Here is a 25,872-nt window from a genome sequence, read left to right as displayed (position 1 = left end):
TTTTGTCAAAACAACCTTATCATTCTTACTTTCCCATTTTATCAGGCAACCTTCACTTAACTGCTCTTTCGAAGCTGTATTTTTGCCTTTCAACATATTAGCTTGACAGACTGTAGAAAACTTGCCTATAAACATCAGCAAACGATTGCGCAGATTGTCCGGCATTGGATCGTATATGGCAGTATATGGAATATCCGGATAAGGTGCATAAAGTGGATCGTTTCCTAACAACTCCTGTATAGCATCTTTAAAAGCCTGCGGACATTGTTCATCTAATGGGTCTGGTACCAGACTGGCAAAGATTACAGCCCTGCACACAGGAAGTGGACGGCGTGCCCACCATAAATGTAAAGTAGAAATGTGCCCGTGACGAATAGATTTATCACGTACACTTTCAGCCGATATTTCTTTAATCGGCATAGCTACCTCTATTAGCTTTTTTGCTTTTGTCATATCTATGTTTTCTTATTTTTCAGTTTTATTTCTCCATTCATCCAGTGGCAGGTAGTATTGTACTCCTTTATCTTTCCGTTCAAAGATGAGCTTCTTGGCTGGGTTTTGAATACGGTGCAATTGTGGTTTAGATTTGCAATTCACTACAATATAAAGCCATGCACTGTTTCCTAGTTGTGCCAACCGGTTCATTTCATTCTCCGACAGCATAACTCCATCGATTCCTGAACGCCCTTTGACCTCAATATACCGTTTAATATCCAACTTGTTGATGCTCCGGATATCATATCCTAAGTTTTGGCTGGAAACATCTTCCGCTTGCCATTCATTGGCAGCCTCATACTCGATAGCCATGTTTATAGCTATGGCTTCTACTTCATCGTCTCTTTTCATACCATAATGTTGCTCATACTCCATTTGGCTGAGGGGGACGACATAAGCACATCCCAATATTTCCGGAGCTTTGGGATTTATCTGAACCATTTGCTCCATTTCGCGTATGCGTTCATCTTTTTTACGGAGTAGTTCTGCTTTTCGTTCCATCTTATGCAGCAGCTTTTCCTGTATTTTTATGTCTCCCAATAACACCTTACCTTGCAATTCATTAATTTCAATGTCCAGATCCATGATAATCTGACTGAATGCAGTCTGCAGATATTCTTTCCGCTTTGCAGCATCTGATTCTACAATCTCTTGCGTAGAGGTGAACAGAGGTAAAGTGATATTCTCGAATGCCCATTCGGTGACTTCTTCATTACCTATAAGAGCAGGAGGAGTGATTTGTTTGGCAAATTGAAGAGGGGCATGCAGATCCAGAAACTTGGCTGGTGAAGTTACATGAAACACTCCATTATTATTTTGATAAACAAAACTAAGTTGTTCATTTGCTATACTGTCATCTCCTTTGTTGGGACGGTTGTCTGTAATTTGATTTTTAACGTAAAAAGCAAAATAGTCTTCAGTATCTTCTGGTGAAACAAGAATCGTACCTTTCAGCATTTCGTCTCTGAAAGAATCGCGTACACAATCAATGAGTGCATCAAACAAAGCGTTACCCGGATTGATATAGTGTACCTTACCCAATATGGCATTGGTGTTCTGATAGTCCAGGAATATGTGCTTATCGAAGCAGAACAATAATTTATTGATATTTTCAGCATAGATATTATAATCATCTTTTAGACGTTTGGAAAGTACATCTGGAATGTTTTCCATTTGATAAATTCCGTCCTGTATCATCCTATATTTGCCACCTAAGTAGCTGAAAGTCCTTTCAAAAAACAGACGAATATAAATCGGTTGCAATCGTTTCTCGTCAGAATGTTCTTTGAGGATACGGGCATCTTTATAATCGACTTCACTATGGGCGATTACTTTTTGTTGTTCTTCTATCTTATTCCGAAATACTTTCTCAATGATGGTTTCATCCTGCTCTATAAACTTATCAAAGGAAGATTCTTTTCCATCAAAGACGGAAGCTATAATAGCATCCAGACTAACATCCTTCAGTACATCTTGAATAACATCATAAACGCGGTCATCACCCATGCTTTGACGAATAATATCCAACTTTATCAGTAAACGGGACAATACTTGTCCTTCCCGAGTGTTGTCCGCCACCACATTGAATACCAGTACATCATTTTTTTGTCCATAGCGGTGGATACGTCCCATGCGTTGCTCTAAGCGATTAGGGTTCCATGGGATATCCCAATTTATTAGCAATCTACAAAATTGAAGATTGATACCTTCGCCGGCAGCATCAGTTGCAATGAGTATTTGGGTTTCAGGAGACATGAAATCCCATTGTGCCTGGCGGCGTTCATCAACCGATAAGCCTCCATGAATGACTGCTACTTTATAGCCGTTATTGCTTAGGCGTTCTCTCAAATAGAGCAATGTGTCTTTGTGCTCTGTGAAAATAACGAGTTTTTCACCATTGATAACTCCCTGACTTTTCAAGAGCTCTTTTAGCTCAATGTATTTCTTTTCTTCTTGATTTTGATTGTACAGGCTGTTCGCCATCTCATACAGCCGTTTCACTTCTTTAGCTTCGGTCTGTATCTCTGCTAAACTTTTTGAAGTGGTGAACAGTTTGAATTTTCGAGGGTCAGATAGGATACCATCCAACGCATCCCGTTCATCGTCCTCCAGGTCATCATATTGGTCAATACTATCCACATCCAGTTCTTCTAACTTTTGACGTTGCTTCCATATATTAGGATTCTTGCTTACTTCATCTACTATGCCTTGTAGTGCGATCCAGCGTTTGTATAATGTATTTTTGATCGCAAAAATAGAACTTACCAATCGTCGTTGCATTACAGCCAAGGCTAAAGACACATGAATGTTCCTTGTTTCGGTTGCTTCTTCTTTCTGTTTGGTCAGATAATTGGTTACATTATCATAAAGTCGCTTCTCTTCTGGTGTCAATTGAAAAGATACAGTTTTAGTATACCGATCCTTGTATAGATTGTTGCCATTCCAGTCTTTCATGTCCTCCTTTAATCGGCGTATGAAAAACTTATTCAGCCCATCTTTACTTAATTCTTTTACTCTGTCGGCAGCAATATCCTCTGTTGCAAAGATATCTTCGTCTAATAATTGAAGAAGTTTCTTGAACGTATCTGTTCTTCCTCTATGTGGGGTAGCTGTCAACAACAAGATATGCTCACATTGTTGCGAAAGTAAATGTGCTGCTTCATATCGCTTTGACTTATATGTTTTTTGCCCATATTCATAAGCCGATAGCTTATGAGCCTCATCAAAGATGACCATATCCCAGTTTGTATTGCTGACAATGTTCAACACATCCTCCCGGCAAATGAAATCAATAGAAGCTACCACTTTATTTGCCGAGCGAAAAATGGTAGGGTCAGCATTAAAAATACTTCTATTGACAAGCGTAAACGGAATATTAAATTTTACTCCCATTTCATCTTCTTGCCATTGTTTGGTTAAACCGCCTGGGGTGATAATAAGTATGCGTTCAATGATCTTTCGCATTAATAGCTCTTTCAATAATAAGCCTGCCATAATTGTCTTTCCTGCACCTGTATCATCTGCCAGCAGAAAACGTATCTTAGGTTGGGGAAGCAAAAATTTGTATACGGCTTCTACTTGGTGGGGTAGTGGATCTACAACACTACAATTGATGGCAAATAGAGGGTCAAATTGATAAGCGGAATTTATTCGTTCTGCTTCTGCAAATAATACAAATTTATCAGGATTGCCCTTGAAATTGAACTCTCCATCAGATGTCAATACTTCTAAAGAACTGAACTGTTCTTCTGTAATCACCTTGGAACTGCTTTTATTCGTATTTACTCCTGTAAATTTGAGCGAATACATAGTTCCTAATTTCTGTATTTTGTTAACAACAGCAGCTTCTGTTGGTATTAGATTTTTTATTATATTTCCGACTTCAATCATTGTTAGAGGATTTTATAAGATCTTTTACGTCCATTTGAAGGACTTCTGCTATCTGAAATAAGACTTCCAAACTGGGCTGTCTTCTATTGCAAACATAAGAATTGACAATACAGAAACTTTTTCCAGTTTTTTTGCCAGCTAGGTTTGTTTGATACCTTTTCTTCAAATACTTTTTTTATCCGATTCATGGTTTTGTCCATTACAAAATTCTTAATTGTTAAACAAAGATATAAAACAATCTGCTATAAAAAGAGAAAAGAGGATGATTATTTCTCTTGGGAGGGTAAAAAAGAGGTGTAAAGTGTCTACTTAATATCCTTGTTTCATGGTATCACAGGTCTGATATACTATCTATTTGGATTAGAAAACTCTTTATACGAAAATGACGATATGCTCAGCTACAAAGTGCAATATCCATCTAATAGATGGAGGCACTTCGATGTTGAAAGCTGTGACAGATGAGTAGAGAATTAGCTGCGAACTGACGAATAAGGAAATGAATACATAAAGACACAATGAAACAATGAACTGACGGACAGGGAGAATTAACAACGGGTGGCTTTGCCAGTTAATCAGATTGTAGTGTCAAAATAGGTAGAGATGAATTATAATCAGGGAATGGAACAAAGAATAGCCACATTTACTTTTTTTATATAACTTGGGTGTAACAGAATTTATTGAAGGAAGACCCTCGGGTGTTACTTGCGTCTCAAATGCATCCTATCAGTGTCTTTCTAAGATATTTATTTCCATGTATTACCTTTCGGGATTTAATTTTATTGGCACTTTCTTCATTACGAGCTTAAATCCCTGCTAAGAGACTAATGCGGAAGCCGTGAGAGACGATTTCATATCCACTTTGCGTTCTACAATAATAGTAGTAGCTGACCACTGTTTGCCCTAGGGGATTGTTTGTGAGTTATTTTGAAAGGTACTTATTGCTAAGCTCATTCATTTTCAATAGGCATTCTACCTTGTGTATTTTTGCTGAATCGATTTCCATCTTCAACTGCCGTATTACATCCACACCCGTTTCATTGACAATTCCGATTAGTGCATCTTTTATAATATCCGGTCCAACACGGTTAAGAGTACGTCTATGTATCTGCTCTAATAATACTTCGGGGCTGTCACGCCATTAAGTATACACTCCAATGCATTTTTATAACTTTTTGAATCTGTTATTACACCATTGTAGACAGACATTCAACTTGGGAAATTTATAGACAAATTTTTTGTTTAAGTCGAATATCCGACGGTCATACTGACAAAGGTGCTGAATTCCCGTTACTCTTCCTGCCAGGAAATTGTTTAATATAATAGGAATTCTCTAACTTTAGTGAAAAATAATTTTCATGAACTCGCCAAATAGGTATCCGATAGACTCTGGTACTTTGTTATTGCAACTTCGCCTATTGCATTTTCAATTAATAAATTGCGAAATTTGTCTAATTTACTAGTTAAGATACCAAACTTCTCTTGAATTTTATCTCCATTCTCACCTAATATGCACACAAAAACACTATCATTGTGAACTTCAACTACAATTTTTCTCATGGGACATAAGATTTATGGCATAGATCACGGTAAATAAAAAAGTATTTGTGGCTCACACACTGAGACCACTTCACCAACAAGGATGAGAGTAGTCTTGTTTTTTATCTAAGCTTAGGAACAGGATTCAATTATAAAACTCGCATCTTGTAGTTTCCCACTTTACACAAAATAGTGGACGGCGTAAGATATAAGATAATTATAGCTGAATCCTGTTTCTTATTTATATAATATTTTGAGCACTTCCTATTAAACAAAACTGTATGGTGAACTTTTTGTCGTCATTATCTTCCCTAAAAGTATTTCTACTTTACCTTTTTTGTTAATTCATTTAATTGTTCTTGAGCTTTATATATTTCCAAACGTTCCTTGAGAAATTAAAAAATTGAAGGGTGAACGGAGAACTCGTTTATCTTATTCCAACCATCCCCCAGCGAGTATATCAGTTCGTTGACAAAAGCCTCGTCAGGGGTTATGTCGCTGAGTATTTCTCGCACATACACTTTGTGGTTAATAGAATGAAAATTACCCTTTGTATTTGGACCAGCGCAATACTTCCACAACTTCGCATCCTGTTTCCAGTAATGTACATTAACGCATGCAGCCAATGTTTCCTCGCTGCGACCTGCAGTTCTGAAGTCTTGCCCTTTCTTGATATTATACTTACTAGTTACAAGTCGCATCAGTTTCCGGGTAAGTTTCTCTTCCGGTGGAGCTTCCTTACCTAGTTTCTTAATGTCTGAATAGAACAAGTCATGGGACACATTATCTGCATATTCGCGAATACGCTGCTTGCATAGTACCTTCGACTCATTGCTTTGCACCATATCCATAAGGTCATGGTATACCTCAACTGGTACTTGTACATTCTTTAATCTCACGAGTGCCTGGTGTATTTCCTCCATTTCAGGGAATACAAACTCACAAGTGTCATAAATGTTGTATGTGATACCATCCTTCTCAATACAATAGATAAAGTTCTCGTTATATCCCTTCTTAAATGCAGGAATATGATATTCGTGCGATTCAAAATTCTCTCCCAAAACTGTAATCACGCCATCGTGAGCCAATCGAGGTTCTCCAACCTTGTAAGCTATCGATCCGTCTTTGGCTATGGTAAGTTGTGCAAAGTAATACAGATTATTTTTCTTTTTCTCTGCATACGTGATGACGCATCCTTTGAAACGTTCTATCATATACTGAGGCAGTGCCTCTCTTATACAATAGTCCTTAATCAGTATCTGACGGAAGATATTCTTGATAGTGGCCGCCTCAATCTCAGATTTAATCATCACATCTTGGGTAGGAATTTTCTTTTCTATCAGTTCCATTTTCTCTTTCAAATGTCTATAATCCAAAGTTTGGTGTTCGCTATCAGAAAGTTTTTCCTCCTGGTCTTTGTCACCAACGATACGAATGCAGATTTGTTTTCTACGCTTGTCCTTCTCATGCCAACCTTCAAAGCTATTGCCAAACAGCTTTTTGATGTACTCCCTTGATTTCTGCTCTATCAAATTTCGTAACTTTTCTACACCTGTTTCGGTGGTATGACAGGCTATCTCAATCCATGAGGTAGAGAGCATATCACGCAACAGTTCATCTTCTTTCCTGAACTCTGCATCCTGTGCTTTCAATAATGTAGGCTTTTTGTACTCTATTGGATTAACAGACACGTACTTCAAATAGGTTGTAAGAAAGTCCTGCAGCACACTTCGAATAAGATAAGCCTGCGATTCCTCAAAGTGTTCTATATCACTGAATCCTAGGAAAGGTATGTGGTTCTTGTTACCTTTTCTAAAAACAGACGGATGGTTATAGTATTCCTTCGTTCCCTTCTTTTTCTTGGAAGAAAAATAGATTCGTTTTTCATCAAACTCCAAATGATATACCGGAGAATCTTTCTTGTTATTCTTTTTTACCTTATCTTCCTCGGCAAAAGTCAATGTGCGCGCAGTCAAGAGATTATCGTAATCGAAACTAATATGCAGGCCCAACTCCTCACCCGCACTTCTCCCTTTATTATATATGCTACTGCAAGTGCCACAAATTAGTTTACCATGGGCATAGCTCAAGGTTTTATTACGATTTGGAATCATTGACAACAATAGGTTTAGCATATTGTTAGTATGGATACCTTCATCGTAAGCAGGACGATAGGTAATCTGTTTAATTTTGACATTAACTTTCTTCAGACATTCCTGCAGCAGTGCCATTGTGAGTTTCTCCTTCTTTCCACCCTGAACCGCTTGTACTCGTCGAGTGTCAGCCGCAATGTCTTGGAGTCGAGCGCCATCGTGACCGAATCCACCCGCATGTGCTTCACCTCCGAAAGCAGCGCGTACTATTCGATTGGTAACGGTCCCGTTCCGTCCTCAGCCGCACGGCATGACTGTGTTGCAACCATACGACACCACCGAGAATCACGACAGCAGCCAACGGGCATTTTACCGGAATTCTATTCATAGGTCATCGTATTCTCAGGGATAAACCATAGAAAATCATCCAAATATGCCTCCTTTAATAGCACCAGCGCACCGCGGTTTTTCTTCCTTCTGGAAGCGAGGTCTTCCACGACCAATCCGTGCCGGTCCGCCAGTTCGTCGAGTCTCAACTCGGAAAGCTCCGCCGAGACTACGTTTCACGTTTATTGGGGGGCAATGTATCAATAATATTCATTCGGAGTATCTGTAAAAATGTTATATGCCGGATATGGGTTCGGTATACTTCGCCTGAGAGGTTCTTTTTGCAGAAGTAGTTTTTTGAGTATAATGGTAAATATATTAATTATTAGATACTATATTTGGATTTAAGCGTTAATATATTTACTTTTGTGCTATGATGACAAATTCTATAACCCGGGCGATGTCCAATCCGGAGATTATTGCGGAGTTGGGCAGAAGATTCAAGGAATACAGGCTGGCTGGCAAGCTCACCCAAAAAGAGGCCGCCGAGCAGGCCGGTGTAAGCCTTGTTACTTTACGGCAGTTTGAGAATGGAAATGCCTGTAACATCAACATGGGTAATTTTCTTGCACTCCTACGGGTAGCGGACTGTCTGGAACAAATGGATGAGCTGTTGCCAGAAATACCTGTTTCGGCATACGTGCTGGAAGAAATGAAGAGTAAAAAACCGAAAAGGGTGAGACATGGAAAATAATATTGTGAATGTTATGCTATGGGGTGAAGAGGTAGGGAAGCTTTATTGGGACGAAAGGAACAGAAGGGCCATCTTCAACTATCATCCGGATTTCGTAAAGAAAGGCTTGGAAATAGCTCCGCTGACCGCTTCTGTCAAGGGTGGGGCAGCAAAAGGTATGCCTATATCCGGCAATAAGGATAAACTCTATCAGGGATTGCCGCCGTTTCTGGCAGACTCTTTGCCTGACCGGTGGGGAAATATGGTTTTTGACCGGTGGGCCGCGCAGAACCGTATCCCGAAACGTATGCTCACTCCGGTAGATAAGCTCTCTTTCATCGGGAAACGAGGGATGGGGGCTTTTGAGTTCGTTCCGGCCACTCCCGGACTGGAATCTTCTTCTGCTCTTCAGATAGACAGTTTGTACCAACTGTCACGCCGTATTTTTGAAGAACGGGAAGAGGTGTCGGTGCAAGAAGACGAGACGTTGCATCTGCAAAGTATCTATGAGGTAGGAACTTCTGCCGGGGGACAGCACCCGAAAGCCATTATCGCCATTCATGAAACCACACATGATATACGTTCGGGCCAGGTGCCCTTGCCCGAAGGCTATACTTATTACATCCTGAAATTTTCGGAAGGAGAAGATTTTCCTTTTACACAAATGGAAATGGCGTACTATGAGATGGCAAAGGAAGCCGGAGTGACCATGATGCCCTCGCGGCTTATTGAGATAGAGGGGAAATATCACTTTCTGACGGAACGCTATGACAGGATAAACGGGGAGAAAGTACACACTCAGACGCTTGCTGCGATGAATCCCGATGCAACAAGTTATGAAGATTTGTTCGAAGTGTGCCGGAGGCTGAATATTCCGGCCAGTGAGCAATCGGAACTCTACCGCCGGATGGTATTCAATGTAATGGGTGGTAATGTGGATGACCACATCAAGAATTTTTCTTTCCTGATGGAGAAAGACGGGAAATGGCATATTACTCCGGCATACGATGTAACATTTACCACTAATTTGGACGGTGCAGCATACGAAAACATACACTGTATGAGTATTGCCGGAAAGAATGATGAAATAGTAGAAGATGACCTGCTACAGTTTGCGAAGCTGAACGGTATAAAGAATGCAAAAAAGATAATAGATGAAGTGGGTATTGCCATCGGCCATTTCTATGATCATGCCTCTGACCTGCAGATAGACGACTACTGGAAGAACCGTATAGAGCAATATCTTTCGAGCTTGGTGCCTCTGGAGATAGGAGAGGCTATGAGGCATTATTTGCCTACACTTGTAGAGCCGTATGAAACAGAAGACAACCTACAGGTATCGGAGGTTAACATCATAGAGAATACTCGGCATGACTTCCGCATAGAAGCAATGATTAACGGAAAACGGCAAAAATATATTGCCGGTCGTAAAAGTGATTTGGCCGCTGAAATCATAGCTAAGGGCAGAAACAAGATGCCTACGGAGGATAAGAAAGCACTTGTGGAACGGCTGTTGCTGCCTTTGGCAAGAAGGGATAGTGAGAAAACAAATAGCAATAGCAGGAGATAGACTGTTGTGAACCGTTGGATACGTGAGCCAGCGGTTTTTATATGGGGGGAGTAGTAGGTTTGGAATGTAGCCAGTAGGTAACTGGCTTTTTTTGTATATTGTATACAGGTAAAACATTATGAATTCATGGAATTTGAGGGACTAAAACAAGATGGATACATTTATTGCAAAACAAACTTTGTACAATAGCAGGAGTACATTCTGTAAAATTGAGATGCTTGCGGCTATCAATGGTTCAAAAATAAAATATTTATAATTTTTTAAACAGAGAAAACGCTGTTCTGTTTCTATGAATTTACATCTGATTATCAAATTATTAACTTAATAATAGTAGATATGAAAAGAAAGCTGTAAGAACATGCAATGACTCCAAACGTTTTATATGGTATTTATTACGTATGTCGCCTGAGTATGAATATTGTACGTAAACCTATTGTAGAAGAAGGTGTGTTTTCGGAAACAGAACTAGGTATCATCGGTTCCTGCCTCTTCTTTGTCTACGCCGTAGGAAAGTTGACAAATGGTTTTCTGGCTGACCGTAGTAATGTAAGGCGCTTCATGTCAACCGACCTGCTCTGTTCTGCCTTAATTCATTTGCTATTGGGGTTTACAAACTCTTTTTATGCCTTCGTCCTTCTTTGGGGATTGAATGGATGGTTTCAGTCAATGGGGGCTGCATCGGGAGTTGTTTCCTTGAGTCGCTGGTACAACAGCAAAGAATGCGGAACCTATTATGGCTTCTGGTCGGCCAGCCATAACATCGGTGAGGCTTTTACTTTCATGACAATCGCCTTGATTGTAGGTTGGATGGGATGGAGGTATGGAATGATTGGTGCAGGGGAGATCGGCTTGCTTGGGTTCCTGATGATGATTACCTTTATGAGGGATACTCCTCAAAGCCAGGGGTTCTTGTTGGGCAACGAGGCACCCGCTCCCAATGGTAATGCCAAGAAACAGTAGGAAGAATTTAGTCGTGCCCAGAAAGCGGTACTTCGTAATCCTGCCATTTGGATATTGGCACTTAGCAGTGCTTTCATGTATATCAGCCGATATGCCGTGAATAGCTGGGGAGTGTTCTATTTAGAAGCGCAGAAAGGTTATTCCACGTTGGATGCCAGTTTTATTATTTCCATAAGTTCCATTTGTGGAATAGTCGGTACCGTTTTTTCGGGTATTATTTCTGATGAGCTGTTTGCAGGAAGCCGTAATTTTCCCGCATTAATCTTTGGACTGATGAATGTGATAGCTAGCATAATTGTATTCTTTTCATACGTTGTTTTCTAATGCAAACTTATATAAAAAACTTGATTTATAAGCGTGTTCAATAAAAATAAAGACCACTCCGTTCGTTCATATTTCGAGATTCCCGAACATTTAGTATCTTTCAAGTGCTAAAAAATAGTACTAATTATATGAGGAACGTATGTGGTCTTAATGTGCATAAAGATAATGTGTTTATGTGCATTCTCAAAGAAAATGGTGATAAAATTGAAGAAAAGTTTGGTGTATTAACTCCTGAGCATATCTTTTATTTCAAGTGCCGATAATATGCTGAAGTAATCTTCTTCGTTTATCTTACATAATCGACAAAAGATTTTCTTATTTGCTCCTTCAGGTAGTAAATTTGTAAAGAAGGGGAACAAGTATTGGCTTGTGTACGATTGGTGAGACTTAGATAAAGTCAATGAGATGGCAGGAAGGGAAGGATTGATAAAATAACCATCATCATAACAAAACGTATATTCTTGTTTTGAATGTTCAGTAAGTAATCCGGCGTAAATATGATTACAGAATATTTTTAATTCTCTCATAGGTGTTACTGTTTTTAGCTTGTTGTTTTCTTTACATTAAGGCAAATTTCTAGCCCAAGTACTTCGCAAATTTTTTCTATTGTTTTTAAGGAAGGGTTTCCTTTTTCTCGTTCAATGTTCTTGATTGTGGATAAACTTATCTCTGATATTTCAGCTAAATCCTCTTGCGAAATTCTGAGGATGCTTCTTCTGCTTTTCAATACTTTATAAAACTCCATAGTTTGATATAATGAGCTAATTATGTAAATATAGTGAGAATGTATTGGAATATCTATAAAAGTTTAATTTAATAAACTTCTAACTAATCAAAATACATTCAATTGATGATTTATTAAGATGGCTATATATTTATTGATTTTCTGATATACTTATTGTTGTTTATATCTTGAAAAACTTTATCTTTGCACAGGCAATTGTTATCTATAGTGATGAAGTATAGGTAGTTATAGGTGATTTTTCCTATAATCATTGATTTATTATAATAACTGTGGTAACTTGTGCTATTTTTGATATGCTAATAGATACTTATTGTGTTTTTGGCACGATTTTGGCACGGTTTCTGTGTAATTTCTTGATTTACAGTATTTATTACTTTTGAGGAAGTGAAATAAAATCGCTGAATAAGACGATTGAAATAATAGAAAAGGGGCTGAAAGTCATAGACTTTCAACCCCTTTTTATTTTTGAATGACTATTATTCTATATCGGAAAGTTCAAAAAAAAGTCCGTACGTCTTTTTTTTAGGGCGATTTGTCGAATAAATTTTCTGGTAATGAAAATGTAGCTTATCTTTGGTATAACAAAATAACATGTAATGGGTATGAGAACAATTTATTTTCTATTATTTCCCTTGTTTTTGTTTTTTATAGTATCCTGTACTGAAGATGAAGTAGATCCTAACTTCTCGATAGAGAATGTCGGAGATGTCGTGATGGGTTCGGCTAAAGGTTCGCAGGTAACAATCAGTTTTACGAGTACCCGTGAATGGAAGGCGAGTACAGTTGCGGATTGGTTTACAATCGCTCCGGTTTCGGGAGAAGCGGGTACGTGCAATATTACGCTTACTGCTATCAGTGAGAATATAACAGGAAGTGTACGTACGGCAACGCTTACATTAACTTCCGGGACATTGACACAAAACATAATCATAGAGCAGGAGCCGGCAGAATTTGTGAATCTTGAGCAGAATATATATAATGTATCTGTTGAAGGTGGGGAATTGGATATTAGATTCTCTACGAATATAGCTGAAGATGAATTGTTGATTTATGGTTCTTTGGGTACTGGCACTTGGCTGACACAGGAGACAAAGACTCGTGCATCCTCTTCCTACATGCTTAATCTGACTGTATTGCCTAATACTGATGGTGTTTCCCGTACTGCCTATATCTACTTTGTGAAAGTAACTGATATGGAATCAATCGTAGTAGAGATAGTTACTATCATACAAAGGGGGGAAGTGGCTAGTGAATCTACTGATTATTCGTCAGATAAAAAAGTACGTGTTCTGCAAACTGCAAAGCTGGGAAAAGGTCTTCCTATTGTGCTTATGGGCGATGGATTTATAGATACTGAAATTAACGATGGAACTTATGATGCGGTTATGGACAAAGCTTTTGAGAATCTCTTTACGGAAGAACCCATCAAGTCACTTCGAGATTATTTTAATGTATATGCAGTAACTGCGGTTTCGAAACACAATATTTTTGGTACAGGATATGAAACAGCACTTGGTTGTGAACTGGCGGGTGGAAACAGTACGGGGATTTCCGGTGAAGATAATGCTGTACAACGTTATGTGCAATGCGTGGATAATATAGATATGAGTGAAACATTGGCTGTTGTAATTCTAAATTCTCCTGCGTATGCAGGAACTACTTATTTTGGTTATACTAATCAGACGAAAGTGGTTGAGTTTGCTATTGCTTATTGCCCGGTGATATACGATTTGCAAAGTGAAAGTTTCAGGCAGGTACTTGTACACGAGGCTGTTGGACATGGTTTTGCCAAATTGGAAGATGAGTATGCTTATCAGGAAAATGGGACTATTTCTTCTAAAGAAATAAAAAATGTACAGTATCTGCAGACATTAGGATGGGCGCAGAATGTTGATTTTACATCCGATCCATCTCAGGTACTTTGGTCTGCTTTCTTGAATGATAATCGGTATGTGTCAGAAAAACTGGGAGTATTTGAAGGGGCATGTACTTATATAAAAGGGGCGTATCGTCCTTCAGAAGAGAGTATGATGAATAGTAATACCGAGGGGTTTAATGCTCCTTCCCGTAAAGCGATATACGATAAAATAATGGAAAGAAGTTTGGGTAAACAAATGTCTTATGAGGAGTTTGCCGTATTTGATTTGCAGAATAAATCACAAACGCGCAGTGCTAAACCAACTGTAGGACCAAGTAAGCCATTCACGCGTCCTCACTTTGTAAATAGAATGTTAGATAAGTAAAGCAGATGAGGCTGAACTTCAAGTTTAGTTTTGAGTTCAGCCTCATCTGGACTTTATATGTAACGTATTTATTTTGAATCAGAACTTTATTGCAGTATACAGCCTGTACAAAAACATTAAAGCTGTTGTATTGGGTGTACTTTACTTTTGTATTCCATTCTGGCTTAGATACAAATTACGTTAAGTACAGTATTTCTCTAATCTTTTCCCGGTTGCCCACAATCCAGACGAGATCTCCTAATTGGAAAGTTGTGTCTTTATCCAAGGTAATCAGTTCGTCATTTCGTTCAATGGCTACAACAATACTGTCATGCTTCTCTCCTAAATGAGACTGCGCGATGGTCTGATTTAAAAAGCGGAACTCTTCGTCTACCGTGAAAGAGTGGAGAGTTATCTTTTTATCCACTGCATCCATATCTGATGTGTTTTTTACATCTTCTATTCTATTTCTGAATTCCTGTAATTGTGTATCTGTACCAACTACTGTCAATTTATCTTGCGGATAGATGTGTTCAGAACTTTTCGGTATATATATGTTCAGATCGCCACGAGTGATTGCGACGACATTTACTCCAAAATTTTGCCTGAATGAAAGTTCTCCTAAAGACTTGCCGATGTAATCGGAATAAGGCGATACTAGGATAGATGTCAAGTCAAGGTCTTTATCATTGAATTCGCTATTGAAACTTGTTTTTAGCGGGTGCCGTTTTTTAGCTACCTCTTCCCGTCGGTTAAGATTGGCAAGGAATCTTGTTTCCAATCGTGAATATTGCGTGAGGTCTTCCCTAAGAATAAGAATCAATGCTACTACGGCTATGGCAATAATCACACTTATTCCCCAGTTGAGTTTAAAGTAGCTGATGACTACACTAGTGATAAAGAAAAGAGCAACAGATACACGTCCCAGAACCAGGGAAACCAGGCGTCCGTGATTGTAATTCTCGTCTCTCCATAGCTTCAGGAATAATTCCGAAGAGTTGTATTTGTTGGAGATGAGCGCCCATAAAAAAGGAGTCATAAGCAGAAGAGTACCCAGACACATCACCAGTTTGATCCATATAGTGATAGGAGTAAACATTTCGCTGATGGCGGGATAAATGATTTGTATCGACAGCAGCCAAATAGCAGTGAGCAGTACGCTATAGATGACAACTCTCCCAATCATGTTTTTTAGTAATTTCTTCCAGTCACTATCGTGGTTCATGGTCTTCTTGCCGGAAGCATAACGATCTAATGTCTCCTGTACTTTAGTAGGCAATATTTTGTAAAGCCATTCGGCAAAAGGATTGGCTAAACGGATAAAGTAAGGAGTCGTGAAAGTGGTAATAACAGATACAGCCACAATGATAGGTGAAATAAACGGATCAAGCACTTTGAGCGAAACACCCAGTCCGGCAATAATGAAAGCAAACTCTCCGATTTGTGCCAGGCTGAATCCGGATTTGATGGAAGTGTTCAGTGGTTCTCCGGATAAGAGTACGCCAAACGAAGAGAAAATGGCTTTGCCGATAATGGTAACCAGTGTAATGATGATGACAGGCCAGGCGTATTCTACCAATACAGTCGGATTCACCAGCATACCGACCGAAACGAAAAAGATAGCTCCGAAGAGATCTTTTACCGGTTGTATGATATGTTCGATATGTTCGGCCTCGATGGTTTCGGCAAGGATAGATCCCATGATAAATGCTCCTAGCGCTGTTGAAAAACCTGTGTAAGTAGCCAATACCACCATTCCCAGACAAAGACCGAGAGAGACAATCAGAAGAGTTTCGTTATTCATCAACTTCTTTGCTTTTTTGAGAAAGGCCGGAATAACGAAGATACCTATGAGAAACCACAGGATTAAAAAGAAAACGACCTTGAGCACACTTATCAGCAAATCTTCACCCACAAAGTCTTGACTCACTGCCATTGTGGAAAGAAGCACCATCATTAAGATAGCAATCAGGTCTTCCACTACCAGAGTACCGAATACGATACCGGTAAAACGTTGGTTACGCAATTCCAGATCATTGAAGGCTTTGATAATGATTGTAGTGGACGACATAGACAACATTCCCCCCAGGAAAATGGAATTCATAGTGCCCCATCCTAATAATTGTCCCACCAAATATCCAATGAGCAACATACTGATTACTTCGGTGATAGCCGTTATAAAAGCTGTGGAACCTACATTCATGAGCTTCTTAAAACTAAACTCCAGTCCGAGTGCAAAGAGCAGGAATATAACACCTATTTCTGCCCATATATTGATATTCTCAATATCTCCTACTGTAGGGAAAATATTAATATAAGGACCTGCCAGCAATCCGGCAATAATGTAACCTAAGACTAAAGGCTGTTTTAGCCATTTGAACAACAAGGTTATGATACTGGCCGATATTAATATCAGCGCAAGGTCGGCAATCAAAGTTGGCAAGTGTGACATTAGATGTGGGTTTATTTATTATAACATTCCTGATAGATAATATGTTTCCATCTATAAAAAGATGGAAACAATATAATAAATAGCTGCAGCTAAGAGTCCACTGACTGGAATTGTAAGAATCCAGGCAGTCATGAGGCTTTTGGTTACTCCCCAACGAACGGCAGAGAGGCGTTTAGTTGCACCTACTCCAATAATCGCTCCTGTGATAGTATGTGTAGTACTAACGGGGATTTTCAACATTTCCGTAATGTAGAGAGTGAAAGCACCTGCTGTTTCGGCAATCACTCCTTCCAATGGGGTTACCTTGGTAATTTTTGTTCCCATTGTTTTCACTATTTTCCAGCCACCGGACATCGTACCGAGTGAAATTGCTGTGAAGCACGAAAAAGCAACCCAGTCGGGAAGGTCATTGATGCTGTTGATACCCATGCCCAATCCCATTGAATGGCCGGCTATCATGGCAGCGGCAATAATACCCATTACTTTCTGTGAATCGTTCAAGCCATGTCCGACGCTGAAGAGGGCGGAGGATACGAGTTGCAACCTCTTGAACCATTGCTCGGCTGTGTGGGGATGTGCGCGTCGGCAGATGTAGAGGACAAACAGAGTGAAACCGAAAGCAATGACCATTCCGATAAAAGGAGCCAGAAAGATAAAGGCTGCAATTTTAAGAATGATGTTAAGCTGAATTGCTTCAAATCCGTTTGCCATAATGGCAGCTCCTGCAAAACCTCCAATAAGGGTGTGTGAGGAAGAAGACGGAATCCCTTTCCACCAGGTAACCAGGTTCCAGGTGATAGCCGCTATAACTCCTGCTAATATAATGGGCAGGGTGATATATTGCTCTACCACAGTCTTGGATACTGTATTGGCGATACCGAATCCACCTATTATATATTTGGCAATGAAAAAGGCTACGAAATTGAAGAAAGCAGCCCATATTACAGCTTGAAAGGGAGTAAGCACCCTGGTAGATACGATGGTAGCTATTGAGTTTGCTGCATCGTGAAAGCCGTTGATATAATCGAATATCAGAGCCAGAATGATGATAGTCACTAATAATTCCATGTGTTCCGGCTTGCTTTATGCGTACTTTACAATCAGATTTTTGAGAATCTTGCCTACATGCTCTGCGGCATCGGTCGTTTTTTCCAGTTCATGCATGATCTCCTTTATTTTGATAAGTTCAATGCAATCCTTTTCCTCTTCGAAAAGTTTGGTGATAAAGAATTCATATACATCATCCGCCTGGTTCTCGATTTCATGCAGTTTGGAACAGTATTCACGGAGAAGAGTCGGTTTCTTACGGAATGTTTCGAGTTCGTCCATGGCTTTGCATATATAGATCGCTTCCTCCTGAATCAAACGGCTCAACTCTTTGCCATTCTCTGAAATAGGACGGGGATTGTAAATAGAGATTCGTTTGGCACAACTGTTTATTCCGTCAATGACGTCATCCATGCAGGAAGCTAAGTCATGAATATCTTCGCGGTCGAAAGGAGTGATAAAGGTAGTACCTAATTCATCAAAAATCAGGTGTGTCAGTCTGTCGCCTTCCCGTTCTAGGTCTTTGATTTTTTTGTAGTAGTCCGAACGTTCTGTAGGTGAGTCATGTTGCAAGCTTTCTATTAAAACAACTGATGCTTCGCAGAGCACTTCTGATAGCTGTTTCAGTAAAGGGAAAAATTTGGGCTCCTTTGGAGTAAACTGGCTAAAAAAAGAATTTTTCATAAGTGTAAAAACTTTAAATTGTTTTTTCTTCTCTATTTATATTAGTAACAAATGAATACAGATTATAGTTTGCTGTTTTTAAGATTTTAGTTTGGCACGTACTACCTCTATAATGGCAGGCAATACAGAGATAAATATGATGGCTACAATCAGTAACTTCAGGTTTTCCTGCACAAACGGAAGGTCGCCGAAGAAATAACCAGCATAACAGAATACGGCAACCCAGAGCGCACCACCAACTAAATTATACATCATAAAATAGTAGTAATTCATCTTTCCCATTCCTGCTACGAAAGGTGCAAATGTGCGTACTATCGGGACAAATCTGGCTAGAATAATTGTTTTCCCACCATACTTTTTATAGAACTCGTGTGTTTTCTCCAGATAACTTTGTTTGAATATCCTGGAGTTGGGGTTATTAAACAGCTTTCGGCCGAAGAAATGTCCTATCATGTAATTGCAGGAATCGCCTAATACGGCAGCAGCAAATAAGATAATGACAAGTATATGCACGCTGATGGGCATATCGGGTAATGCTGAAATGGCTCCTGCAACGAAGAGTAAAGAATCACCGGGAAGAAAAGGAGTGACCACTAATCCGGTTTCACAGAAGATGATAGAAAACAAGATGGCGTATGTCCAGGCATGATAATCACGCACAATCATCACCATATATTGATCGATATGAAGTATAAAATCCAATAAAAAGTCCATTTTATATACTTTGGTTATTATTGTAATGAAAGAATGTTATAGGCTTCCAGACCATAGTGAATTCTTTTTTCACTCAAATGGTGGAGGCAAACAGAAAGTGGGGCATAAAAGACTTGAATTGTCCTATGCCGAAAAAAGATATAAAATGGCTAAATGAGTATGTGTCCTAATGAATAGATATGATATCTATCGGAATATTTAAAAAGATTGGTATAATATGAAAAACCTGTCCATTGATTTTTAGGAAGTTGAATCTTTAGCGAGCTTAGTATGCGGATAGTGACAGAAGGAATATTGAATCTTAGTATTTTTAAGGGAGAGAGGTGGCGGAAGGAAAATGGATTTAAAACGCCGTTATCGTTATTGTAATTTTGCTTTCCGGCGTATTCTTTTGTCTTGACTAGTTTCTGTTCTTGATCCAGTTGTATAATGCTAGCTTTAGAGGTATATGAATAGGAATAGGTTTGTATGCCGTTACTACCGGCTTCTAACCGGTATGCCTCTTGTGCTTCGTTGAAAATCAGATGGAATCCCCAACACAGAAATACGCCTAATAGTATACAAAATATGTACTTCATCATAACGGCCGCAAAGGTAGAAACTATTTTTATATGAAATACATATTCACAAGCATAATTAACAATTATATCAGTGATTACCGGGAATTATTCTTTGAAGTTGCTTATCGTAAATTTCATCGGAGTATATGTTATCCCATTGGTACATTGTTTCTTATTAATTCCCGGATATAACATTGGAATATGATTTCTTTTTCTTTTTTTTGTAAAAGCTGTAGGGTATTTCCAGTCTGAGCGCTCTTATAAATAGAAACGTAATTTATTTACCTTTAAAAAGCATCAGTATGAAGAATGTAGAAAAACACTTGGTTGGATGGCTGTCAGTTTGTTTGCTGCTTTGTAGCTTTCCTGTGTGGGCGCAAGGAGATGCCGGAGATTATCTAACAATCGTTGGCATGGTGAAAGACAAGCAAAATAAAAAAGCTCTGGAGAACGTAAATGTATCTGTACATGGCAGTAATATCGGCACTGTGACGAATGCGGAAGGAGAATTTGCTTTGAAAATCAAAAAAACAGAAGCGCTGCGCGAACTGGAGATTTCACATATAGGTTATGTAAATAATCATATCTCTCTGGAGAAAGAAACACCCTCTAAGTTGACGGTTTGGCTGACACCTCATGCCAACCTGCTGAATGAAGTGGTGGTGTTTGCTGAAAATCCACGTATGATTGTAGAGAAGGCAATCAGTAAGATTCCTCTAAATTATAGTGATAAGCGTGATATGCTGACGGGATTTTATCGGGAGACTGTACAGAAAGGGCGTCGGTATATCGGTATATCGGAGGCTGTGATCGATGTGTCCAAAACAGCCTACACTAATAGAAATACTAATTATGACAAAGTAAGGGTGGTGAAGGGACGTCGCCTGCTTAGCCAGAAAGCGAGTGATACATTAGCTGTCAAGGTTGTTGGCGGCCCTAACTTGAGCATCACTTTGGATGTTGTGAAGAACAAGGGAGCATTACTCGATATGGAAGAATTGAATAATTATGAGTTCTGGATGGCGGAATCCATGCTTATAGATAACCGTATGCAGTATGTTATTAATTTCCGCCCGAAGGTAATCCTTATGTATGCTCTCTTGTATGGCAAATTATATATCGATCGTGAACGCTTGTCATTTACCCGTATAGAGATGAGTCTGGACATGCAGGATAAATCGAAGGCAACCACTGCCATTCTATATAAAAAGCCTCTCGGTTTAAGATTCAAGCCGCAAGAGCTGTCCTACCTGGTCACTTATAAAGATGTGGATGGAAAAACTTATCTGAATTACATTAGCAACACAATCCGTTTCAAATGTGACTGGAAGAAGAAACTGTTTTCCACAAGCTATACAGTAGCTTCCGAAATGGTCGTGACCGACAAGAGAGAAGGAATGTTGGAGACTATTCCCAACAAAGAAGCCTTCAGCTTGAATCAAATATTCTATGATAAAGTAGACGAATATTGGAGTCCGGACTTTTGGGGAAACTACAATATCATCGAACCTACGGAATCTTTGGAGCACGCAGTGGATAAATTAAAAAAGCAATCGAATTGAAACAGGGATAGTTTTCTTATATTTGAGGTCAATCATAAAGAAAAGCAAGTATGCTGGATGAACTGCTCATACTAAAAAAGATAAAGGGAGGTGACATAAAAGCGTTTGAGGAACTCTTTCGCCGTTACTATTTTCCTCTTTGCTGTTATGCGGCAGGCATTACCGGGCAAATGGAAGTGGCTGAAGAGATTGTGGAGGAACTTTTTTATGTACTTTGGAAAGAAAGGGAGCGCTTACAGATCTTTCAGTCTGTTAAAAGTTACTTGTATAGAGCGACTCGTAATCAATCTTTGCAGTATTGCGAACACGAGGAAGTTCGGAACAGATACCGTGAAACTGTATTGACTACTTCCAACCCAGAGCAGTCAACAGATCCTCATCAACAGATGGAGTATGAGGAATTGGAGAGATTCATAAATGGAACCCTTGAAAAGCTGCCGGTTCGCAGACGGAGGATTTTCGAGATGCATCGTCTGGAAGGGCGGAAATATGTCGAGATAGCGACGCAGCTTTCGCTTTCTGTTAAGACAGTAGAGGCTGAAATGACAAAAGCCCTCCGGACATTACGAGAAGAAGTAGAAATTTATATTCACATGAAGTGATGAAAACAGATATTTATAAAATAAAGACAGATCAGGCGTGGAATCGATTGTATAATCGCTTGGACAATGACCGTTTACTTGCGAAAGTGGATGAAGGCCACCATACACGCAAATATTCACAATGGATCAGGTACGGAGCAGTTGCCGCCGTTTTGATAGGCGTCATTTGGGGAACTTTGTATTGGGTGACCGGTTCTGATAAAGAACTGGCACAGCATCTTCTTACACAGGAAAATCAAGGTGTTTCCACTTTGGCAACGACTCTCGAAGACGGTTCTGTCGTACTCTTGGCAAAAGAAACTTCCCTGTTATATCCGAAACATTTTATTGCTGATAAACGGGAAGTGAGTCTACAGGGAAATGCGTTCTTTGACGTAGCAAAGAAGCAGGGACAACCCTTTTGGATTGACACGGAGCAAGCTAAGATTGAAGTGCTAGGTACTGCTTTTAGTGTGCAAAGTGATGAAAATGCTCCGTTCCGTTTATCCGTACAAAGAGGGATAGTGAAGGTTACTCTAAAAAAAGGAAATCAGGAGTGTTATGTAAAAGCGGGGGAAATGGTAGTAGTGCGATCACAACGATTAGTCGTTTTGGATACAGATAAGGAGAATGAAGAGTGGGGGAGCTTCTTTAAGCATATACGATTTAAAGATGAATCGTTAGCGAACATTCTGAAAGTCATGAATTTGAATTCGGATAGTTTGCAAATACAAGTTGTCTCACCGGCATTGGAGGAACGTCGGCTGACTGTCGAATTCTCTGACGAATCTTCTGAAGTTATAGCTAATCTGATAGCTAATGCGCTCGGTCTGCAATGTATCCGGCAAGGAGATATTCTTTTATTATCGGAATAGAACTCATTAAAGTTGGGAAAAATGAAACAGTCTTATCATTATCTGTCCGTTCTGCTGATACTCTTCTTCTTCGTCGATATGATGAGAGCGGATGGAAGTGATGTGCTGGAACGTATAGTCAGACTTCCCAAGATAAAAGGTACTGTTTATTCATTGTTGAGTGATGTCTCTCAACAGTCGGGATATATGTTTATTTATGATAGTAAAGTCATTGATAATGATGCAGTAGTGAAGATAAAGGGAGGCGAACGTTCCATTCGTCAGGCAGTGTATGACATCGTAGGAAATACCAGTCTGGAGTTTCAAGTGATGGGCACTCACATCCTGATTACTCTCCCTTCGGAGAAAAAGGTACGTGTGCAACAAGATTTTGTTCCGGAACAGATAACAAACTTTGTCATTATCGGTACTTTGCTGGATAAGGAGACAGGAATACCTATCTCTTCTGCTACTGTTGGAGTGCGAGGAACATCTATTGGCAGTATAACGAATCAGAATGGAGATTTTAAACTGTCTTTACCCGATTCTTTGAAAAATGATTCGATTACTTTTTCTCATATAGGTTATCTTTCACAGGACATAGAGTTTGCTTTGCTGATTGGACGGCACAATATACTTAGTCTCGAACCTAAAATTGTCCCTTTGCAGGAAGTGGTGATTCGTCGAAGTGATCCAAAGAAACTTTTGCGTGAAATGATTGAGCGGCGGAATAAGAATTATTCGCATACTCCGGTATATCTGACTACTTTTTATCGTGAAGGAGTTCAGTTGAAAAACAAATTTCAAAACTTGTCGGAAGCTGTGTTTAAGGTTTATAAGACATCCTTATATTCTTCTGTACCGGATCAGGTGAAGCTGTTGAAGATGAGTCGGCTAAGTAATGTAGAAGCAAAAGACAGCTTGCTTGTAAAAGTAAAATCCGGAATTCAGGCTTGTATCCAGATGGATATCATCAAAGATATGCCCGAGTTCCTGACTCCTAGTGTAGAGAAGGGTATTTATGACTATACTTCAGAAGGAGTAACATTTTTAGAGGACCGATTTGTAAATGTGGTGCATTTTGAGCAGAAAAAGGGAATCAGCGAACCTCTTTTTTGTGGAGAGCTATTTCTTGATTCCGAGACAAGTGCTCTATTGCAAGCCCGTCTGGAAGTTCATCCTGTATATGTGAAGAATGCGGCAGGTATGTTTGTCGAAAGGCGTACGCGTAACGTGCGAATGATTCCTCAAAAGGTGGTATATACAATTTCTTATAAACCGTGGCAAGGGACTTATTACATACACCATATCCGTGGAGATCTTCATTTCAAAGTGAAACGGGTAAAAATGCTGTTCGGCAGCCGGGATCTTCATATCTGGTTTGAGATGATTACTTGCAAGGTGGATACCGAGCAAGTGGTCGTATTTCCCCGTACAGACAGATTGCCCACCCGTACCATCTTCTCTGACACCTATTTCAAATATGATGAGAACTTCTGGAGGGACTTCAACGTGATCCCATTGGAAGAGGAAATCAGTAAACTGATAGAAAAGATCTCTTTGAAGATAGAAGAAATAGGTGATTGATTTGTTTTGTCATTCAATGAGATTGCTGTACCTTTGCATCCGGTTTAAAAGATTGTATGTTATGGAATTACCAAAAGATCCGATGATGTTGTTCAGCGTCATCAATATGAAGTTACGTGATTGTTATTCTTCACTTGACGAACTTTGTGAAGATATGAATGTGGACAAGGATGAATTAGTGAATCAGTTGAAAGCCGTGGGCTTTGAATATAGTGTGGAACACAATAAGTTCTGGTAATCATTTTCTTGTTTACAACTTATAGATAAACTACTAAAAGTGCCTTCATCGCCTTTACAAAGGATATGGAGGCACTTTTTATATCTTATGTGCAGCTTCTCTCTTACTCTTTCTTGTTAATAAAAGCAAAATGCGGATTCCCGTATTTAACTTCCCCGCTCTTCTTCGTTCTAACTAATAAAGCTCAGAAAAAGAATTGATGATAAACGAGAATAAAATTCGTGAAGCTTGTGCCTCGAATCGCGAACGGGGATTCAAGATGCTGATGGACTCTTTTCAGGTGCCGATATATAATTATATCCGTAGACTGGTTGTATCTCATGAAGATGCGGAAGATGTGCTTCAGGAAGTCTTTATCCGGGTATTCCGGCATATCGATCAGTTTCGCGAAGAAAGTTCGCTGTCAACTTGGATTTACCGGATTGCAACGAATGAGAGTTTACGCTTGCTTAACGGACGTAAAGATGAGGGAGTTGTTTCCGCAGAAGATGTTCAGGAAGAGTTGATGGGCAAGTTGAAGGCTTCCGATTACATTGATTATGAGAATGAGTTGGCAGTAAAGTTTCAGGAAGCTATTTTAAGTCTGCCGGAAAAGCAACGGCTGGTATTCAACTTGCGTTATTACGATGAACTTGAATATGAAGAGATCGCCCGTGTACTGGATAGTAAAGTGGATACACTAAAAGTGAATTACCACTATGCGAAAGAGAAGATAAAGGAATATATATTAAACAGATAGAACGATGAAAAAGGATTTTGATTTTGATGATATTGGAAAACGGACACCTTACCGTACCCCCGATGGATTCTTCGAGGACGTGCAACGAAAGGTGATGGAACGTGCCGGAGTGAAGCAACAGCGGAAGTCTCATACGAAGCTGATTATTTCTACGGTGATTACCATAGCAGCCGTATGGGTCGGATTTCTGTTTGTTCCGTCTTTGCGACAGGCAGATGAGGTGACAACATCTTCTTCGAAAGTATTAGCCAATGGTACGGAACCGGTAGATAAATGGATTAAAGAACTATCAGATGAGGAGTTGGAAGAGCTCGTCAGCTTCTCTGAAAATGATATATTTTTGAATTAAGTAACTCAATTAATTATTTTAAACGTGAAGATTATGAAGACTAAATTTATTTATGTAATTTTGGCCGTTCTCCTGATGGGAAGCCAGATGACTTTGTCTGCACAGAATAC

At 39.4% G+C, this 25,872-nt stretch carries 21 protein-coding genes and 2 pseudogenes; 12 read left to right on the top strand and 11 right to left on the bottom strand.

Going from position 1 to position 25,872, the window contains the following annotated elements; all coding sequences use genetic code 11:
• The 4 genes from BSCG_RS30240 to BSCG_RS21890 all read right to left on the bottom strand — a co-directional run.
• A partial coding sequence (locus BSCG_RS30240) for a DUF1156 domain-containing protein (protein ID WP_032849337.1) occupies positions 1–453 on the bottom strand: 453 nt, incomplete at its 3' end.
• Positions 454–465: 12 nt separating this feature from the next.
• Entirely contained in the window at positions 466–3,885 is a 3,420-nt protein-coding gene (locus BSCG_RS21880; protein ID WP_008775114.1) for a helicase-related protein, read from the bottom strand.
• Positions 3,886–5,238: 1,353 nt separating this feature from the next.
• On the bottom strand, positions 5,239–5,442 hold the full coding sequence (locus BSCG_RS28290; protein ID WP_008775111.1) for a hypothetical protein: 204 nt from the start codon (positions 5,440–5,442) through the stop codon (positions 5,239–5,241).
• Positions 5,443–5,816: 374 nt separating this feature from the next.
• Positions 5,817–7,652: a hypothetical protein gene (locus tag BSCG_RS21890; RefSeq protein ID WP_008775110.1), complete on the bottom strand. Its 1,836-nt coding sequence runs from the start codon at positions 7,650–7,652 to the stop codon at positions 5,817–5,819.
• Positions 7,653–8,274: 622 nt separating this feature from the next.
• On the opposite strand from BSCG_RS21890, the gene BSCG_RS21895 reads away from it, so the two are divergent.
• The 4 genes and pseudogenes from BSCG_RS21895 to BSCG_RS30375 all read left to right on the top strand — a co-directional run.
• On the top strand, positions 8,275–8,595 hold the full coding sequence (locus BSCG_RS21895) for a helix-turn-helix domain-containing protein (protein ID WP_032849336.1): 321 nt from the start codon (positions 8,275–8,277) through the stop codon (positions 8,593–8,595).
• Positions 8,585–10,144 carry a type II toxin-antitoxin system HipA family toxin gene (locus tag BSCG_RS21900; RefSeq protein WP_032849335.1) on the top strand — a complete coding sequence of 520 codons (1,560 nt, stop codon included), beginning with the start codon at positions 8,585–8,587 and terminating at the stop codon, positions 10,142–10,144. Before BSCG_RS21895 ends, BSCG_RS21900 begins: the two co-directional genes overlap by 11 nt.
• Before the next feature lie 363 nt (positions 10,145–10,507).
• Positions 10,508–11,428: pseudogene (locus tag BSCG_RS21905) on the top strand (MFS transporter).
• Between the two features lie 128 nt (positions 11,429–11,556).
• Positions 11,557–11,664, top strand: a pseudogene (locus tag BSCG_RS30375) (IS110 family transposase); the annotation flags it as partial.
• Here BSCG_RS30375 and BSCG_RS28565 read toward each other — a convergent pair.
• Together BSCG_RS28565 and BSCG_RS21910 are read right to left on the bottom strand one after the other, a co-directional pair.
• A complete protein-coding gene (locus BSCG_RS28565; RefSeq protein ID WP_008775103.1) occupies positions 11,653–11,955 on the bottom strand; it encodes a HipA N-terminal domain-containing protein in 303 nt (100 codons plus the stop codon). The pseudogene BSCG_RS30375 and the gene BSCG_RS28565 overlap by 12 nt on opposite strands.
• Positions 11,956–11,969: 14 nt before the next feature.
• Entirely contained in the window at positions 11,970–12,173 is a 204-nt protein-coding gene (locus BSCG_RS21910; RefSeq protein ID WP_008775102.1) for a helix-turn-helix transcriptional regulator, read from the bottom strand.
• A 596-nt stretch (positions 12,174–12,769) separates the two neighbouring features.
• On the opposite strand from BSCG_RS21910, the gene BSCG_RS21915 reads away from it, so the two are divergent.
• Positions 12,770–14,416 carry a M64 family metallopeptidase gene (locus BSCG_RS21915; protein WP_008775101.1) on the top strand — a complete coding sequence of 549 codons (1,647 nt, stop codon included), beginning with the start codon at positions 12,770–12,772 and terminating at the stop codon, positions 14,414–14,416.
• A 175-nt stretch (positions 14,417–14,591) separates the two neighbouring features.
• Here the strand turns inward: BSCG_RS21915 and BSCG_RS21920 are convergent, their stop codons facing one another.
• The 5 genes from BSCG_RS21920 to BSCG_RS30370 all read right to left on the bottom strand — a co-directional run bounded on the left by BSCG_RS21920 (position 14,592) and on the right by BSCG_RS30370 (position 19,873).
• Entirely contained in the window at positions 14,592–16,847 is a 2,256-nt protein-coding gene (locus tag BSCG_RS21920; RefSeq protein WP_008775100.1) for a cation:proton antiporter, read from the bottom strand.
• Positions 16,848–16,898: 51 nt separating this feature from the next.
• Complete coding sequence (locus tag BSCG_RS21925; protein ID WP_004305685.1) at positions 16,899–17,915, bottom strand: inorganic phosphate transporter; 1,017 nt, start codon at positions 17,913–17,915, stop codon at positions 16,899–16,901.
• Between the two features lie 15 nt (positions 17,916–17,930).
• Entirely contained in the window at positions 17,931–18,578 is a 648-nt protein-coding gene (locus BSCG_RS21930) for a DUF47 domain-containing protein (protein WP_004302161.1), read from the bottom strand.
• Between the two features lie 78 nt (positions 18,579–18,656).
• Complete coding sequence (locus BSCG_RS21935) at positions 18,657–19,292, bottom strand: DedA family protein (protein WP_004302163.1); 636 nt, start codon at positions 19,290–19,292, stop codon at positions 18,657–18,659.
• A gap of 149 nt (positions 19,293–19,441) precedes the next feature.
• Positions 19,442–19,873 (bottom strand): hypothetical protein, encoded by a 432-nt coding sequence (locus tag BSCG_RS30370; protein WP_004302168.1) that lies wholly within the window; start codon positions 19,871–19,873, stop codon positions 19,442–19,444.
• Between the two features lie 281 nt (positions 19,874–20,154).
• On the opposite strand from BSCG_RS30370, the gene BSCG_RS21945 reads away from it, so the two are divergent.
• From BSCG_RS21945 to BSCG_RS21975, 7 genes are all read left to right on the top strand, one after another.
• On the top strand, positions 20,155–21,414 hold the full coding sequence (locus BSCG_RS21945) for a carboxypeptidase-like regulatory domain-containing protein (RefSeq protein ID WP_004319878.1): 1,260 nt from the start codon (positions 20,155–20,157) through the stop codon (positions 21,412–21,414).
• A 50-nt stretch (positions 21,415–21,464) separates the two neighbouring features.
• Complete coding sequence (locus tag BSCG_RS21950) at positions 21,465–22,016, top strand: RNA polymerase sigma-70 factor (RefSeq protein WP_004305689.1); 552 nt, start codon at positions 21,465–21,467, stop codon at positions 22,014–22,016.
• Positions 22,016–22,870, top strand: a complete 855-nt coding sequence (locus BSCG_RS21955) for a FecR family protein (protein WP_004305691.1) — start codon at positions 22,016–22,018, stop codon at positions 22,868–22,870. The genes BSCG_RS21950 and BSCG_RS21955 overlap by 1 nt, the downstream gene beginning before the upstream one ends.
• Before the next feature lie 21 nt (positions 22,871–22,891).
• Positions 22,892–24,436, top strand: a complete 1,545-nt coding sequence (locus tag BSCG_RS21960; protein ID WP_004305693.1) for a carboxypeptidase-like regulatory domain-containing protein — start codon at positions 22,892–22,894, stop codon at positions 24,434–24,436.
• A 61-nt stretch (positions 24,437–24,497) separates the two neighbouring features.
• The gene (locus tag BSCG_RS21965; protein WP_004302174.1) at positions 24,498–24,674 is read left to right on the top strand and encodes a DUF4250 domain-containing protein; all 177 of its coding nucleotides are present in this window, start codon (positions 24,498–24,500) and stop codon (positions 24,672–24,674) included.
• Between the two features lie 199 nt (positions 24,675–24,873).
• Complete coding sequence (locus BSCG_RS21970; protein WP_004302175.1) at positions 24,874–25,413, top strand: RNA polymerase sigma factor; 540 nt, start codon at positions 24,874–24,876, stop codon at positions 25,411–25,413.
• Between the two features lie 4 nt (positions 25,414–25,417).
• Complete coding sequence (locus tag BSCG_RS21975) at positions 25,418–25,762, top strand: hypothetical protein (RefSeq protein WP_004316888.1); 345 nt, start codon at positions 25,418–25,420, stop codon at positions 25,760–25,762.
• The last annotated feature ends 110 nt before the right edge of the window (positions 25,763–25,872 follow it).

The sequence above is a fragment of the Bacteroides sp. 2_2_4 genome (assembly GCF_000157055.1).
In the GTDB taxonomy this organism is placed as follows: Bacteria; Bacteroidota; Bacteroidia; order Bacteroidales; family Bacteroidaceae; genus Bacteroides; species Bacteroides ovatus.
Note: the sequence above shows the minus strand (reverse complement) of the source record. Positions and strands in the feature narration are given on the sequence as shown.

Coding starts and splice junctions, on each gene's coding strand:
- BSCG_RS28290 (WP_008775111.1), bottom strand. CDS start 5,442: ATGAGAAAAATTGTAGTTGAAGTTCACAATGATAGTGTTTTTGTGTGC.
- BSCG_RS21975 (WP_004316888.1), top strand. CDS start 25,418: ATGAAAAAGGATTTTGATTTTGATGATATTGGAAAACGGACACCTTAC.
- BSCG_RS21910 (WP_008775102.1), bottom strand. CDS start 12,173: ATGGAGTTTTATAAAGTATTGAAAAGCAGAAGAAGCATCCTCAGAATT.
- BSCG_RS21965 (WP_004302174.1), top strand. CDS start 24,498: ATGGAATTACCAAAAGATCCGATGATGTTGTTCAGCGTCATCAATATG.
- BSCG_RS21900 (WP_032849335.1), top strand. CDS start 8,585: ATGGAAAATAATATTGTGAATGTTATGCTATGGGGTGAAGAGGTAGGG.
- BSCG_RS21950 (WP_004305689.1), top strand. CDS start 21,465: ATGCTGGATGAACTGCTCATACTAAAAAAGATAAAGGGAGGTGACATA.
- BSCG_RS21955 (WP_004305691.1), top strand. CDS start 22,016: ATGAAAACAGATATTTATAAAATAAAGACAGATCAGGCGTGGAATCGA.
- BSCG_RS21945 (WP_004319878.1), top strand. CDS start 20,155: ATGAAGAATGTAGAAAAACACTTGGTTGGATGGCTGTCAGTTTGTTTG.
- BSCG_RS21935 (WP_004302163.1), bottom strand. CDS start 19,292: ATGGACTTTTTATTGGATTTTATACTTCATATCGATCAATATATGGTG.
- BSCG_RS21920 (WP_008775100.1), bottom strand. CDS start 16,847: ATGTCACACTTGCCAACTTTGATTGCCGACCTTGCGCTGATATTAATA.
- BSCG_RS21960 (WP_004305693.1), top strand. CDS start 22,892: ATGAAACAGTCTTATCATTATCTGTCCGTTCTGCTGATACTCTTCTTC.
- BSCG_RS21970 (WP_004302175.1), top strand. CDS start 24,874: ATGATAAACGAGAATAAAATTCGTGAAGCTTGTGCCTCGAATCGCGAA.
- BSCG_RS21895 (WP_032849336.1), top strand. CDS start 8,275: ATGATGACAAATTCTATAACCCGGGCGATGTCCAATCCGGAGATTATT.
- BSCG_RS30370 (WP_004302168.1), bottom strand. CDS start 19,873: ATGATGAAGTACATATTTTGTATACTATTAGGCGTATTTCTGTGTTGG.
- BSCG_RS21925 (WP_004305685.1), bottom strand. CDS start 17,915: ATGGAATTATTAGTGACTATCATCATTCTGGCTCTGATATTCGATTAT.
- BSCG_RS21930 (WP_004302161.1), bottom strand. CDS start 18,578: ATGAAAAATTCTTTTTTTAGCCAGTTTACTCCAAAGGAGCCCAAATTT.
- BSCG_RS28565 (WP_008775103.1), bottom strand. CDS start 11,955: ATGAGAGAATTAAAAATATTCTGTAATCATATTTACGCCGGATTACTT.
- BSCG_RS21915 (WP_008775101.1), top strand. CDS start 12,770: ATGGGTATGAGAACAATTTATTTTCTATTATTTCCCTTGTTTTTGTTT.
- BSCG_RS21890 (WP_008775110.1), bottom strand. CDS start 7,652: ATGGCACTGCTGCAGGAATGTCTGAAGAAAGTTAATGTCAAAATTAAA.
- BSCG_RS21880 (WP_008775114.1), bottom strand. CDS start 3,885: ATGATTGAAGTCGGAAATATAATAAAAAATCTAATACCAACAGAAGCT.